This is a genomic window from Halobacterium sp. KA-4, from assembly GCF_021028995.1.
In the GTDB taxonomy this organism is placed as follows: Archaea; Halobacteriota; Halobacteria; order Halobacteriales; family Halobacteriaceae; genus Halobacterium.
The window spans coordinates 135,684-149,352 of sequence record NZ_JAJJZG010000004.1 but is presented as its reverse complement, the minus strand read 5'-3'; the positions used below and the strand labels follow the sequence as shown (position 1 = coordinate 149,352).

Here is a 13,669-nt window from a genome sequence, read left to right as displayed (position 1 = left end):
TCGGCTAGCAGGTCGCGCCCTTAAACGGTATCGGACGCGTGGCCGAACGAAGTGAGGCCACGAAACGAGCGAGTGGAGCGCCCCCAGCAGCCAGTAACGCTACTCGAAGCGCCGCGCGAGTAGTCCGGCGACGAGCAGCGCGAGGAGCGCGACCGGGATGCCGAATCCGGGGATTCCCGTGCCAGTTCCGAGGTCCCCGGCGGTCACAGTCACCGACTTGTCGCCGGCTGCGAGCGTGTACTGGCCCGCTTCCGGAAGCGTCACGTTCAGCGTTCGCGTGGCGGTCGCGCCCGGAGCGAGCGACGCGTCGATGGTCGCGACTTCCTCGCCGTCGAGAGTTACGGCGACCGGTCCCGTCGCGGGCACGTCGTTGGGATTCGAGAGCGTGACAGTTGTGGTCACGTCGCTTCCTGGTTGGACTCTGGACTCGGCGACAGAGAGGTCACTCACGGAGATGTTCCCCGGTTTCCGTACGTCGAGGGAAACCGTGGTCCGGCCGGCAGTCACGTTGTACGTGCCGGCAGCACCCACTTCCTCGCGGAGCGCGACCTCGGTGGTTTCGCCTGACGTAAGGTCGCCGCGCGTCTCCACGAGCACATCACCCTCGAACCCGACGGTGGCGACGTACTCGCCGGTTTGACCGCCGTCGTTGGTCACCGAGCCGACGACGGTGACGGTTTCGCCGACGTACAGCGTCGGCGGCTGCGCGAACGTCTTGTTCCGGAACGGCCCGCTGACGCGGTATTCCTGCACCTCGAAGTTCATGTGCGCAGGCTGCGTACTGAACGCGTCGGCATGCTGGCTGCGCGTCCACATCTCGGGTGTTTCGCGGGTGTTCGTGTACTGGTTCGCGCGCTCCTCGACCGACGGAGTGGAGACCTCCAGCACCGCGGCCAGCACGTTCGCGTTCGTCACGGATTCGGAGCGCTGGTTCAGTCGGTAGAGGACGTCGGCCATCGTCGCAGTGCTGTTCGTGACGAGGCGTATGCGCCGGTCGATCGCTCCCCAGACGAGGCTGCCTTTCACGTAGTTTGCGCCGACGGGCCACGTCGACGGCTGCGAGAGGATGGCGTCTCGCCACGGGTCGCGCTCGCCGTACGAGATGTGCGTCTCGAACGCCGAGAATCTCACGTAGTCCGTCTGTAGCGCCAGAAGAGCGGCGTAGTACTCGGCGCCAGCTTCCATCGTCCACCGGCCGCTCTCCGCCGTGCTGAACGACTGCCTGGTGTGGACGTACTCGTGGAACCAGACGTTACTGGCTCTGTCGATCCGGGCATCGGCGACCACCCATGCGTCGTTGCCGCCGTACTCGACGCCACGAACGCCCCAGTCGGCGCTCGTTGGCGCAGCGACGAACCAGACGTCGTCGTCCCGCGCGCCGACGTGGAGCTGGCTCGACGCCGCGCCGAGCGCGTCCAGCACCTCGCCGGACGACTCGACCATCGACGCGTGCTCGGGAACGGCAAGCGTGAACTTCTGGCCGTTCGTCGTCTGCGTGAACTCTTCGACGGGCCCGAGGTACGCGATTTCGCCGCCCGTCGAGCCCTCACCAGCGACGGTGACGTCCTCCGTGATAGTTACTGATCCCTCCGGCCCGCGGTAGCTCCATCCCGTCCGAAGTTGGGGGACCGTAATGAGCGCCCACTCGCCGGTGTCGACGAACGAGTAGTCGCCGCCGGCTTGCACGGTCGGTCCGCGCGAGCCGCTGGCGGTCTGGTTCGCGGGCAGCGTGAACTGCAGCGTCGCGGGGTCGGTCGTTTCGTCCCACTCGTAGCCGTCGGGCGTCTGCGTGAACGACTCCGAGTCGACGTTCTCAGCGCCCGAGGGAAGCGTCACGCTCAGCGCTGTCACAGCATCCGGGATGTCGTACGTGGCCACGACGTCGACGGAACCTGGTTCGGACGGCGTGAGGTGGAGTTCGATGTCCTTCTGAATCGTTGACGGTTGTGCGGTCGCGGCGTCGACTGTCCCGCGGGCGGGCTCGGTCGCCACCTGCACGTTCGAGGACTGCGCGTCCGCGTCGACTGGTCCCTGTACGGCGGCAGCGCCGACAGCCTGTGTCGCGAGGATGACGACGAGTGCGACGGCCACGCGTCTCATAATTGCAGCTGTGTCGGCGACACACAAAGGCGACCCGGCTACCCCTCAATCGTCCGCCACGTTGCCGCCGTCGGCGACCGCGAACGGCTCGGGTTCGACGTCGAGCGCCGCGAGCGCGTCCACGAGCGAGACGAGTTCGACGCGCGCACCAGCGACAGTTCGCGGGCCAGCGTCGCCGACGACGACGGCTGCGTCGGCGGCGTCGCGAAGCGTCTCGTTCGCCCCCCACGAAACGGCGTCGCCAGCCACGACGACCGCGTCAGCCGCGCCGACGAGGTCACGGGCGCGAGAAACCGCAGCGTCGTCGGGCGTCGAGAACGGTGGGACGGTGACGGCCTCGAATCCGAATCGAGTCGCGGTCTCGTGGTCCAGCGACCCCTCGCTGACAGGGCCGACAGTCACGGTCGCGCCGGCGTCAGCGAGTTCGCGGAGGATGGGCGTCGCGGCGTCTCCGCCGCCGAGCACGTGGACGCGCTCGGCGAGGTCACCCTCGGTGTCCGGGAGCGGCGTGACTGTTGGGTCGCCGGTCGCAGGGTCGGTGCCGACCGCGACGCGGGCGTCGAACGCTTCGCGGACCTGCTCTGGCGTGAGCACGTCTTCGGGGCGGCCGGAGTCGAGCACGCGGCCGTCCGCGACGAGCACGAGTTCGTCGCAGTACCGGGCCGCCAGGTCGAGGTCGTGGATGGCCGCGACGACGGCGCGGTCGGCGTCGTCGGCGAGCCCACGCACGAGTTCGAGCGTGCGCACCTGGTGGTTGACGTCGAGGCTCGCGGTCGGCTCGTCCAGCAGCAGAACGGGCGCTTGCTGGGCGAGCGCGCGCGCCAACAGCACGCGTTGTTTCTCGCCGCCCGAGAGCGAGGTGACCTCTCGGTCCGCGAACTGCGCGACCTCCGCGCGCTCCATCGCGCGCTCGACCGCCTCCGGGTCGGGGTCGGAGCCGAACCGTGGGACGTGGGCGTGGCGCCCCATCTCGACGGTCTCGCGGACGGTGAATTCAAAGCCGAGGCTCGTATCCTGGGGGACGCTGGCGATTCGGCGGCTCGCGGCCTTCGAGGGGAGTTCGTGGACGGCTTCGTCATCGACGAGGACAGAGCCGGCGACGGGTTCGACGACGCCGTTCATCGCGCGCAGCAGCGTCGACTTCCCCGCACCGTTCGGGCCGACGACGCCGACGAGGCGACCGTCGCCGACGGCCGCGCTCACGGCGTCCAGAATCTGCGTGCCGCCGAGTTCCACGTCTACGTCGCGGACATCGAGGGTCACAGCGCGTGCACCTCCCGGTTCCGGAGCAAGTAGAGGAAGAACGGCGCGCCGACGAACGCCGTCACAATGCCCACCGGGAGTTCGGCAGGGCCGGCGCGCGCGAACGTGTCCGCGGCGACGAGGAACGCGCCTCCGGCGAATGCCGACGTGGGCAGCAGGATGCGGTGGTCGGGGCCGACGAGCAGCCGCATCACGTGTGGGACGATGAGCCCGACGAACCCGATGACGCCGGCGACGGAGACGGCGGCGGCGGTGACGACGCTGGACACCGCGAGCAGTACTTGCTTCGTGCGCTCGACTTCGACGCCGAGCGTGTGCGCGTCCTCCTCACCAGCGAGGAGGACGTTCAGGTCGCGGGCGTACGCTAGCAGAACAATGCTGCCGACGACGACGATGGGGAGCGTGAGTTCAACGTCTGCCCAGTTGGCGAGGTGGAGGTGTCCCATCAGCCAGTACATCGCCTCGCGGATGCTGTCCCCGGAGTGGACGATGACGTAGGAGGTGATGGCACCCAGGAACGTCTGGACGGCCACACCAGCGAGCAGGAGGGTTGCGACGGGCGTGCGGCCGCCGTCGGTGGCGAGTAGGTAGACGCCGAATGCGGCGACGAGCGCGCCCGCAAACGCCGACACTTGGATGCCAAATGGGAGCAGGAGGGGGAAAGCGATGGCAGTAACGGCGCCGACTGCCGCTCCCGAGGAGACGCCGATGATGGAGGGGTCGGCCATCGGGTTCCGGAAGAACCCCTGCATGACCGTGCCGGCGACGGCGAGCGCGGCCCCGACGACGGCTCCGAGGACGATGCGGGGCAGCCGGATTTCGCCGACGATGAGTTGCTGCTGGTCGGGGACCGCGAAGTCCAGCGGCGAGGTGTAGGCGAGGTCGACGGCGAGCCACGGCACGTCGCCGATGGCGGGAAAGACGACGGAGGTGACGTAGAACGTGGCGGCGGAGGGGACCGCGAAGGCGTCCAGCGCCGCGAGCGCTACCCGGTCGAGGGGGATATCGACCGGGCCGATGGTGGCGCTGGTGAGCATGACGGCGACGAGCGCGAGGAACGTGCCGACGGTCCACGCGCTCGCCCGGGTGTAGGCGCGCATCTGGACAAACGTAGTTTCTTTAGGCAAATATTTATTGCGTTAGGCCTGTCCTCCCCGCATGCATCAGGCTGCAACCGTATTTGGAGTGGTATTACTGCTGTTGTCCGCCGTTGCGCCAGCCGCTGGCGTCGCGGCTTCGCCCGCTGGTGACGCCATCACGAACGCCGGCGCACAGGACCTTGACTGCTCGTTCCCGGTCACCAAGGAGGACGCGAGCGGGTCCAACGTCACGGTCGTGGAAGAGCCCGAGCGCGTCGTCACGCTCAATCCGAGCGCCGCCCAGACCATGTGGGAGCTCGGTGCCAGCGACAAAGTCGTCGGCGTCTCCCAGTTCGCCGGCTTCCTCGATGGCGCCGAAGACCGGGAAGTCGTGACCTCCGGCTTCCCTTCCTCCGTGGACGTCGAGCAGGTCATCAGCCTTGACCCCGACTTGGTGCTCGCGCCCAACACGATTAATAACGAGACGGTCGCCCAGCTCCGGGACGCCAACGTCACCGTCTATCGCTTCGCGGCAGCGAGTTCCATCGAAGATATCTACCAGAAGACCGAAACAATCGGCCAGCTCGCCGGCGAATGCGACAGCGCCGAGTCCACGGTCACGGAGATGCGCGATCGCGTCGAGACCGTCGAAGCGGCCGTCGAGGGTGAGGAGCAGCCCAGCGTCTTCTACGACATGGGCGACCGATACACCGCGGGCCCGAACACGTTCATCGGCCAGATTATCTCGCGGGCGGGCGGCCACAACATCGCCGCTGATGCGAACGCCACTGCCGCGTACCCGCAGCTCTCCGCAGAGTTCATCGTCGAACAGGACCCCGAGTTCCTCGTCGTGAGCGCGCAGCCCAGTCAACTCGGCAACGATAGCCGGTCGTATATCGCCGAGGACTCCATTCTCCGGAACACGACCGCCTTCGAGGAAGGCAACATCGTCGTGGTCGACACCAACCACATTAGCCAGCCCGCGCCCCGCGTCGTCGAATCGATGACGCAGATGGCGCAGGCGTTCCACCCCGAAGCATACGCGGAAGCGAATACGACCACGCAGGAACCCACCGCAACTGAGACCGCAACCGCCACCCAGACGACGACCGAGACCACGGGAACGACCATCCCTGGCTTCGGCATCCCCGCCGCAGTCGTCGCCGCTCTCGGTGCAGCGCTGTTCGCGCGGCGTTCGTCGTAACGCCACACTGGCCCTCTCTTCTTGAGCGAGCACGTAGCCGTTAACACACGTCGGCGAGAACCCCACCTGTGTGAATCGACGCGCACTCGCCGCGCTCGCCGTGGTCGCACTTGTCGCCAGTGCTGGCTGCGTCGGCCCGCTTACGGGCGATCAACAGCCAGCAGAGAGTCGGAACGCGACGGTTGTCGGCGTCGTGGACGGCGACACCGTGGACGTACGGTTCGCGGACGGCACGAAGGAGCGCGTCCGCTTGCTCGGCGTGGACACGCCCGAGGTCCACGCGGATGTCTCCGCCGGTGAGTTCGAGGGCGTCCCGGACACGGAGGCCGGCCGGTCGTGTCTGCGGTCGTGGGGGGAGCGCGCCAGCGGGTACGCCACCGAGCGGCTCTCTGGCGAATCCGTGACCGTCGAATTCGACGCGGAGAGCGACCGCCGCGGCGGCTACGACAGACTGCTCGCGTACGTTATCGTCGAGGACCAGTCGTTCAATCGTGCGCTGCTCGAGAATGGCTACGCCCGGCTCTACGACAGCGACTTCACGCAACGCGACAACTACGCGGCCATCGAGCAGCGGGCGCGCGAGAACGGAACCGGGCTCTGGACGTGCGCGAGCTAACCACCGAGGCCACGGAAGGCTTATTCGCTGTGCGCCGGCAGTCCCGAACGTGACAGCACGTCTCCGCGCTGCCATCGCGCGTCGGTTCGGCGTCGACACGCGCGCACTCGCCGCGCTCCGCGTGTCGCTTGCAGCGCTCGTGCTCGTCGACCTCTGTCTCCGTGCGCGCTTCCTCGGCGCATTCTACACCGACGCGGGCGTGCTCCCGCGATCGCTGTTGTTCGAGCAGTACGGCACCATCTCTCGGCTGTCGATACACGCTATCTCTGGAGCGGCATGGGTGCAGGTCGTCTTGTTCCTCGTGACCGCGCTCGCCGCGCTGGCGATGCTCGCGGGCTACCGGACGACGCTGGCGACGATCGTCACCGGCGTCTTGTTGGCGTCGCTGCATTACCGCAACCCGCTCGTGTTGAATAGCGGGGACACCCTCCTCCGCATGCTGTTCCTCTGGGGCGTCTTTGTCCCGCTGGGCGAGCGCTGGTCCGTTGACGCGCTCCGCGACCCTGACGATGGTCCGCGCCGCGTGGCGAGCGTGGCGACCGCTGGCTTGCTCGTGCAGGTTGTCGTGGTGTACTCGACGAATGCACTCCTGAAGCTCCGTGGAGAGCACTGGATCGCCGGCGACGCCATCCGTTACGTCCTTGAACTCGACATGTTCACCGTTCTGCTCGGGGACGTGCTTGCGGATTTCCCCATGCTACTTGCGGTGTTCGACCGGTTCTGGCTGGTGCTGCTGGTCGTGTCCGTACTCTTACTCGTACTCACTGGATGGCTGCGCGCGGCGTTCGCGGGGCTGTTCGTCGCGATGCATGCCGGTATGCTCGTCTCGATGCAGCTTGGGCTGTTCCCGCTGGTCTCGATGACTGCACTCCTCCCGTTCCTCCCGCCAGCATTTTGGGACCTGTTGCCCGGCTGGCAGCGCGTTCCCGGCCTCCGTGCACTTCCGATTTCGCGGTACACGAGCATCGTTAAGAGAGAGCTCCCGCTCGTCACGCTGCCAGCGATTCCGAGCGTAGCGCTGCGCTGGAAGCGCCGTGTCGTGCCGGTCGTAGTGGCCGTGGTGCTCGCCAGCATGCTCGTGTGGAATGCCGCATCCGTCGGCGTTGTCGACGCCACTGCGGCCGACCCCGTAACCGAGTCGCCGGAGCCGCGCTGGTCGATGTTCGCCCCCATACCCGCGAGCACCGACTTCTGGGTCGTCGCGCCCGGGAAACTCGTCTCCGAGGGGAGCGTTGACGCGTTTCACGGCGGGGCGGTGACGTGGCGCGAACCGTCCGACGTCGCCGGGAGTTACCCGAGTGCGCGCTGGCGCAAGTACGTCGCCAATTTACGCGGCGCGGACCCAGCGGTTGCCGACGGGTTCGCCGACTATCTCTGTACGCGGTGGAACGGCGGCCAGGACGACGAGCTCGCGTCCGTGAGGGTGTTCGTCGTCGAACAGCAGGTACGCCTCGACGGCCCGGGTCCGACCGACCGCGTCGAACTGGCGGCGAAAAACTGCTCGGTTCAGTAAGGGAGCGCGTACAGCGCGACGGCGAGGAACGGAATTAACAGCAACAGCATCGCGACCGCGTACCCGAACATCTCGCGGGCCTTGACGCCCGTGATGGCGAGCAGCGGGAGCGCCCAGAATGGATTCAGGAGGTTCGTGTGTGCGTCACCGACGGCGTACGCGATGGTGGCTTTCCCGACGGGCACGCCGAGATCCTGGGCCGCAGCGATAATCGAGGGCCCGAGGACGATCCACTCACCGCCACCGGACGGAACGAAGAGGTTGACAACGGAGCCGACGAGCCACGCGACGACCGGGAACGTCGCCTGCGTGGAGACATCCAGCAGCGTCTGCGCGAACGTCTCCGAGAGCCCGGAGGCGTTCATCATGCCCTGGATGCCCGCGAAGAATGGGAACAGCAGGATGATGCCGGCCGCGGACTCGGCGGCTTCCCCGAACCGCTCGCGGTACAGCGACGGGCGCTGGTAGATGGCGAGGCCGGCGAACAGGAAGCCGAAGTTTACGACGTTCAGCGTGAGTGCGTCGAGGCCGTCCGTTGCGAACAGGTACGCGACGTACGCGACGCCCGTCAGCGCGATGAGAGCCCCGAGAACGCGGCTGTTGTCGATGCGCTCGGCGGGGCTCACTGTCCCACCGTCGGGAGTGGGTTCCGGGGACTTGCCGTGTTCTTCAGTCGCCGAGTCAGTCAATTCGCTCTCGTCGACGTAGTCTGTGATTGGGCGGGCGCGCTTCGGCGACGGCGACAGCAGGTAGAGCATCGCCGCCGCGAACAGAATGGAGAGGACGGTCAACGAGAGCGCGTACGAACTGAAGATGGTCTGCGTGGTCGGGACGACGCCGTCAATGACGCCGGCCTCAATAAAGTCGTTGCCGGGCGTCGCGAGCGCGAGCGGTGCCGAACCGGATAGCCCCCAGTGCCACGTCAGCCCGAGGCCCATGTAGCCCGCGACCGCCAGTAGGGGGTAGTGGACGTCGATGTCGTTTTCGAGGGCGGTCTTACCCATTTCGCGGGCGAAGATAGCGCCGAGGATGAGGCTGAAGCCCCAGTGTACCCATGCGATGGCCATCGAGAACACGCCGACGAGCACGACGGCCTGCCCGGGCGAACTCGGGAACTCCGTGAGCTTCTGGAGTACGCCGTTCACGCGCGGATGGTACGCGATGACGAATCCGGTCATGAGGATGAGCGTCATCTGCATCGCGAAGCTCAGGAACGCCCAGAAGCCGTCGAACCAGAAGCCGACCATCTCGCCGGGGCCGGTTCCCTCGACGGCGATGCCGACGACGAAGACGACGTAGCTCAGCAGGATTGCGAACAGGAACGGGCTCGGCATCCAGCGCTCGACGACGCCGGCGAGCCGGTGGCCCATCCGTTCGAAGGCGTTACCGCCCGACTGCGATGCTTTGTCTCGTGATGACATACCGGGAGCAACCACGGCGGAGGAGTATAATAAAATTAAGGGATATAATGGCAGGATACTCACCTGAACTCGAATCTCTGATACGCGAGGTACCACGCCCATGTGCCGCGGTCGTCGCACACTGATCGGAGAAACATACGCGAAGCAGTACGTTTGGCCACGCGCTGGGCTAGACCCGTTCGGACCAACACCTATGAGTCAGCCTGCCCTCCGTTCCGACGATGCCACGAGTCGACCGATTGCGCGTCTATCCCGTGAAGGGGCTGGACGGCATCGACGTCGAAGCAGCCGATGTCACGGAGGGCGGCACACTCGCCGACGACCGCACGTACGCACTGTTCGACAGTGACGGCGACGTCGTCAACGGTAAGCGTACCGCGCGGATTCATGACCTCGACACGGACTTCGACCGCGACACCCACGAGTTCGTCGTCGAGACCCCTATCGGAGCAGTCGAGCGATTCGACCTCGACGACGGTCCCAAGCGGGCCGAGGTGTGGTTCTCGGACTTCTTCGACGAGGACCTCACGCTCGAACGCGACGACCGCCTCGGCTACGTGGACCGCCGCGAGATGGGTCCGTCGGTCGTCAGCACCGCCACCCTGCAGGAGGTCGCATCGTGGTTCGAGGACCTCACCGTCGACAGCGTGCGCCGGCGGCTCCGCGCGAACGTCGAAATTGCTGGCGTCCCCGCGTTCTGGGAGGACCGCTTCGTCGGCGAGGACGCCCCCGGCTTCGACGCCGGTAACGTGCGCTTCGAGGGCGTCACCCCGTGCGGACGCTGTGTCGTCCCGACACGCGACCCAGACACGGGGGAGGGCACGCCCGACTTCCGGGAGACCTTCGTCCAGCGGCGACAAGAGACGTTCCCCGACTTCGCCGACGAGGACGCCTTCGACCACTTCTACACACTCATGCTCATCGCGGACGTCCCCGAATCGAGTCGCGGGCAAACGCTGCGCGTCGGCGACGAAGTACGGGAAGACTGACGCTCACGCACTTGACCCCGCTAGCTCCGCGGGGTTCGCCATGCCTTCCTTGACACCGACGCGGAGGAGCGCCACGTTCACCGGGAACGCCGCCACGAAACCGACGGATAGCGAGAACGCGAGCGCACCCCAGAACAGCGGTTCGCCGATGGTCGCGCCACCCGCCAACAGGAGGTCCGTGCCGATGGCGGTAACTTCCATCACGGTAATCGAGGGTGTCTCCGTGTATAACGCGTCGGCGAGCGCGGTAGTGAGCGTCTCGCCGTCCTGGAGCAGTGGCCCAACGGTCAACGCGTACCCGAACGTGTACGCGAACGCGAACGTCCCGAGCGTAGTCACGAGCGAGTTCCCGATGGCGAGCACGCCGACCAGCAGGACGACCCCCGTCACTTCGCCGGCACCACATCCCGAGTAACAGTGTGCAGTCGAGCGCACGCCCCGGCGCCACAGCGAATCCTGGGATATCTGCGTTCGACCCGCGTACCAGTACAGCGCCAGTCCTGCCGGACCCGAGTACACCACGACGAGCGACCAAACTGCCCGCATCAGCGACGGAATCGCCTCGTTGTTCCGCCGCAGGTCCCACCACAGCACGCCAACCGACGCCGCGACCAGCACCGCCCACGCGGCAAGGACGCGGTGGTCCGAGAAGACCGGCCGAACGACCTCACGAGCCGGCGCGAGCGCGTCCTCTATCGAGTGCAGGAGACTAGCGGCGGACATACCCGCTCCTCGTGCCTCCACGCCTTAGGAACTGGTGGCGGCGTCCCGTTCACGGCTCGCCCTTGCTGACCCGTCGACGGTGAGCGGAGTGTCCGAAGTGATGCGTTCAAGGTGAGTCTCGGGTCAGTGAAATCCCGCGGAGCAGTCCTCATATTTGGGCTTCCACCCACTCGCGAGCGTCCGCAATCGAATCCGGCAGCTCGTCGACGTCGAGGACGTAGCACTCGCAGAACGGCTCCCCGCGATAGTACCGACTGATCTTGTCCGAGACGACGTCCTTTGTGGGGTTAGTCTCGACCTCGACTGCGAACGGTGGCTCGTCGAGTCCGTACGCGACGACGTCGATTTCCCCGACGCCGTCCTTGACGACCTCGGTGTCGATGCGGTAGCCCCGGTCCCGCAGCACTTTCGCGACCAGCGTCTTCGCGACGAGGTGTCTGTCTGTCTCACTCCCGGGGTTGAACGCCACGGCGTCCCGCTTCTCGACCTGCCAGCCGGCGTCCTGGAGGGCCTTACGGCCGCCATACTCGTCGTGGTGGCGCTTGTTGTTCACTGGTGGCCTCCCCGGACGTCGCCGAACTGTGGGCCACGTGAGTCGATCGCCAAGTCGGAGATTTCCCAGGAAACGGTCGTGTACACAACTCTCCGATAGTTGTGCAGCCGCTATCCCGGTTCCGGTCCGACGACCGTCCCGGTTGGACGACGCTAACGCTCGGACGTTAGCACTTGGAAAATGTGGGTGCAGGCTTCGAGCCTGCGACGTAGAGCCGGTAAAGGGATTTGAACCCTTGGCCTATTCCTTACGAAGGAATCGCTCTACCAGTCTGAGCTATACCGGCACGACCTGTGCACTTCTCCGTAACCGGATTCAAGAAATAAGCCTTGCGAATCACCGGCGCGTCAGCCGGGCATCCACGACGACGTTGAATTCATGGGGCGCGTACGAACGCACCGTGTGCTCGTCCTTGACTGTGACGTCATACGCAGGCTCGGCGGCATCGCGGATGGCGGCCTCACAGGGCCCGAAGCGGTCGTCCTCGTGCTGGAAGTCATAGAAGTGAATCACGCAGTCGTCGCCGGCAAGCGCGACGGCGGTGTCGAGGAACTCGTCGGCGGTGTGGGGGAGGTTCATTACGATGCGGTCCGCCCAGTCCTCGTACTCGTCGGCGGTCTCGCGGACGTCTCCAGCGATGGCGGTCACGCGCTCGCTCACGTCGTTGCGCTCGGCGTTCCGTCGGAGATACTCGATGGCGTCCTCGTTGATGTCCGTCGCGACTACCTCCGCGCCCTGCTTTGCCATCGGGACGGCGTACGGGCCGACACCCGCGAACATGTCAAAGGCGTGCTCGCCCGCCTGGACTTGCTCAACGACGCGGTGGCGCTCGGTCGCGAGCCGTGGCGAGAAGTACACCGTCGCGAGGTCAAGTTCGAACTCGCAGCCGTACTCCGTGTGCACCGTCTCGGTGCCATCCCCGGCGACGACGTCCCAGTCGCGGACGCGCTCGGTGCCCTTCACCTTGGACGCGCGGTTGACGACTGTTTTCGCGCGGACGTCCGACTCCATCACCGCCTCGGCGATTTCGCGGGCGCGTTCGGGTGAATCCTCGTCAAGTATGACGACGTCGCCGAGTCGCTCGTACGTCGGTTCGAAGCCGAGCAGTTCGGCGGGCGTCGTCGGCGTCTCGCGCTCGGGCGCGTCGAACTCCACGATCGTGAGATCGTCTGGAACTGCGTCTGGGTCGCTGACGGGGATGTAGAGGTCGCCGTCGCTGGCCGTGATGGCGTACTCGTCGACGAGGAGGTCTTCCTCGGCGAGCCGGCGGCGCGTGGCTTCGCCCTCGTCCGTGGAGACGCGGACGCACGGCACTGACATGCCCGGGAGTCAGGCGGGCGCGGCCTTACTCGTGTCGCTTGCGTCCCGAAACCCATAGGGCGGCGCGCGCGCTACCGTGGGTATGCTCACGTTCGTCGGGCTCGGCCTCTACGACGAGCGCTCGGTCACGGTCGCTGGCGCCGACGCCATCGCGGCCGCCGACCGCGCGTTCGCGGAGTTCTACACCAGCAAACTCGTCGGCGCGGACGTCGCTGACCTCGAAGCCTACCACAACACCGACATCGAGGTGCGGGACCGCGCGGGCGTCGAACAGGACCCCGAGCCGATCCTCTCGGCCGCCGAATCCGGCGATTGTGTCTTCCTCACGGCCGGGGACACGATGATTTCCACAACGCACGTCGACCTCCGGCTGCGCGCCGAGGAGCGCGGCATCGACACGCGCGTGATTCACGCCCCCACCGCGGAGTCCGCAGCGTCGAGTCTCACGGGCCTCCAGAACTACCGCTTCGGGAAGGCGACCACGCTTCCCTTCGAGTGGGCGCACGGCGCCGACGGCGTACCGAGTTCGGTCGTCGACACCATCGAGGCGAACCGCGAGCGCGGCCTCCACACGCTCTGTTATCTGGACATCAAGGTCGACCACCCGCGCGTCGAGGGCGACGAGTACATGACAGCGAGCCACGCCGCAGGCCTGCTCGCAGACAACTGGAATCCGGACGCGCTCGGCGTCGTCGTCGCCCGCGCCGGCGCCCCCGACGCAACCGTGCGCGCTGACCGCCTCGGCGCGCTCGCTGAGATGGACTTCGGCGAGCCCCTGCACCTGCTCGTGATTCCGGGCGACCTCCACCACGTCGAGACGGACGCGCTTGCTGGGCTCGCGGACGCGCCCGACGCCGTCCTCGACGAGTACCGAGAGTGACTGGCCGG

Annotated in this window: 12 protein-coding genes and 1 tRNA gene; 5 read left to right on the top strand and 8 right to left on the bottom strand. The window is 66.7% G+C overall.

The features are described from left to right. Nucleotides 1–99: 99 nt before the first annotated feature. The 3 genes from LPA44_RS06185 to btuC are packed head-to-tail and all read right to left on the bottom strand — an operon-like array spanning nt 100 to nt 4,463. Nucleotides 100–2,100 (bottom strand): PGF-CTERM sorting domain-containing protein, encoded by a 2,001-nt coding sequence (locus LPA44_RS06185; RefSeq protein WP_230888716.1) that lies wholly within the window; start codon nt 2,098–2,100, stop codon nt 100–102. 45 nt (nt 2,101–2,145) lie between these two features. Next, nucleotides 2,146–3,363 (bottom strand): ATP-binding cassette domain-containing protein, encoded by a 1,218-nt coding sequence (locus LPA44_RS06180; RefSeq protein WP_330166485.1) that lies wholly within the window; start codon nt 3,361–3,363, stop codon nt 2,146–2,148. Next, nucleotides 3,360–4,463, bottom strand: a complete 1,104-nt coding sequence (btuC, locus tag LPA44_RS06175) for a vitamin B12 ABC transporter permease BtuC (RefSeq protein ID WP_230888715.1) — start codon at nt 4,461–4,463, stop codon at nt 3,360–3,362. Before btuC ends, LPA44_RS06180 begins: the two co-directional genes overlap by 4 nt. A gap of 58 nt (nt 4,464–4,521) precedes the next feature. On the opposite strand from btuC, the gene LPA44_RS06170 reads away from it, so the two are divergent. From LPA44_RS06170 to LPA44_RS06160, 3 genes are all read left to right on the top strand, one after another. Continuing rightward, the gene (locus tag LPA44_RS06170; protein ID WP_230888714.1) at nt 4,522–5,646 is read left to right on the top strand and encodes a PGF-CTERM-anchored ABC transporter substrate-binding protein; all 1,125 of its coding nucleotides are present in this window, start codon (nt 4,522–4,524) and stop codon (nt 5,644–5,646) included. 70 nt (nt 5,647–5,716) lie between these two features. Then, a complete protein-coding gene (locus LPA44_RS06165; protein WP_230888713.1) occupies nt 5,717–6,262 on the top strand; it encodes a thermonuclease family protein in 546 nt (181 codons plus the stop codon). 49 nt (nt 6,263–6,311) lie between these two features. After that, the gene (locus tag LPA44_RS06160) at nt 6,312–7,775 is read left to right on the top strand and encodes an HTTM domain-containing protein (RefSeq protein WP_230888712.1); all 1,464 of its coding nucleotides are present in this window, start codon (nt 6,312–6,314) and stop codon (nt 7,773–7,775) included. On the opposite strand, the gene LPA44_RS06155 is transcribed toward LPA44_RS06160, so the two are convergent. Further along, nucleotides 7,769–9,145 (bottom strand): short-chain fatty acid transporter, encoded by a 1,377-nt coding sequence (locus LPA44_RS06155; protein ID WP_442903367.1) that lies wholly within the window; start codon nt 9,143–9,145, stop codon nt 7,769–7,771. The two genes, LPA44_RS06160 and LPA44_RS06155, sit on opposite strands and share 7 nt — an antisense overlap. Nucleotides 9,146–9,417: 272 nt before the next feature. On the opposite strand from LPA44_RS06155, the gene LPA44_RS06150 reads away from it, so the two are divergent. After that, nucleotides 9,418–10,185, top strand: a complete 768-nt coding sequence (locus LPA44_RS06150) for an MOSC domain-containing protein (protein ID WP_230888710.1) — start codon at nt 9,418–9,420, stop codon at nt 10,183–10,185. A gap of 3 nt (nt 10,186–10,188) precedes the next feature. On the opposite strand, the gene LPA44_RS06145 is transcribed toward LPA44_RS06150, so the two are convergent. The 4 genes from LPA44_RS06145 to LPA44_RS06130 all read right to left on the bottom strand — a co-directional run bounded on the left by LPA44_RS06145 (nt 10,189) and on the right by LPA44_RS06130 (nt 12,781). Beyond that, complete coding sequence (locus tag LPA44_RS06145; RefSeq protein ID WP_230888709.1) at nt 10,189–10,908, bottom strand: DUF4396 domain-containing protein; 720 nt, start codon at nt 10,906–10,908, stop codon at nt 10,189–10,191. Nucleotides 10,909–11,056: 148 nt separating this feature from the next. After that, nucleotides 11,057–11,461 (bottom strand): hypothetical protein, encoded by a 405-nt coding sequence (locus tag LPA44_RS06140; protein WP_230888708.1) that lies wholly within the window; start codon nt 11,459–11,461, stop codon nt 11,057–11,059. A gap of 212 nt (nt 11,462–11,673) precedes the next feature. Next, a tRNA-Thr gene (locus tag LPA44_RS06135) sits at nt 11,674–11,747 on the bottom strand. A gap of 50 nt (nt 11,748–11,797) precedes the next feature. Continuing rightward, nucleotides 11,798–12,781 (bottom strand): class I SAM-dependent methyltransferase, encoded by a 984-nt coding sequence (locus tag LPA44_RS06130; protein WP_230888707.1) that lies wholly within the window; start codon nt 12,779–12,781, stop codon nt 11,798–11,800. An 82-nt stretch (nt 12,782–12,863) separates the two neighbouring features. On the opposite strand from LPA44_RS06130, the gene dph5 reads away from it, so the two are divergent. Continuing rightward, nucleotides 12,864–13,661, top strand: coding sequence for a diphthine synthase (gene dph5, locus LPA44_RS06125; RefSeq protein WP_230888706.1), 798 nt, complete (start codon nt 12,864–12,866; stop codon nt 13,659–13,661). Nucleotides 13,662–13,669: the final 8 nt, after the last annotated feature.

Coding starts and splice junctions, on each gene's coding strand:
- LPA44_RS06185 (WP_230888716.1), bottom strand. CDS start 2,100: ATGAGACGCGTGGCCGTCGCACTCGTCGTCATCCTCGCGACACAGGCT.
- btuC (WP_230888715.1), bottom strand. CDS start 4,463: ATGCGCGCCTACACCCGGGCGAGCGCGTGGACCGTCGGCACGTTCCTC.
- LPA44_RS06170 (WP_230888714.1), top strand. CDS start 4,522: ATGCATCAGGCTGCAACCGTATTTGGAGTGGTATTACTGCTGTTGTCC.
- LPA44_RS06155 (WP_442903367.1), bottom strand. CDS start 9,145: ATGGGCCACCGGCTCGCCGGCGTCGTCGAGCGCTGGATGCCGAGCCCG.
- LPA44_RS06150 (WP_230888710.1), top strand. CDS start 9,418: ATGCCACGAGTCGACCGATTGCGCGTCTATCCCGTGAAGGGGCTGGAC.
- LPA44_RS06145 (WP_230888709.1), bottom strand. CDS start 10,908: ATGTCCGCCGCTAGTCTCCTGCACTCGATAGAGGACGCGCTCGCGCCG.
- LPA44_RS06130 (WP_230888707.1), bottom strand. CDS start 12,781: ATGTCAGTGCCGTGCGTCCGCGTCTCCACGGACGAGGGCGAAGCCACG.
- dph5 (WP_230888706.1), top strand. CDS start 12,864: ATGCTCACGTTCGTCGGGCTCGGCCTCTACGACGAGCGCTCGGTCACG.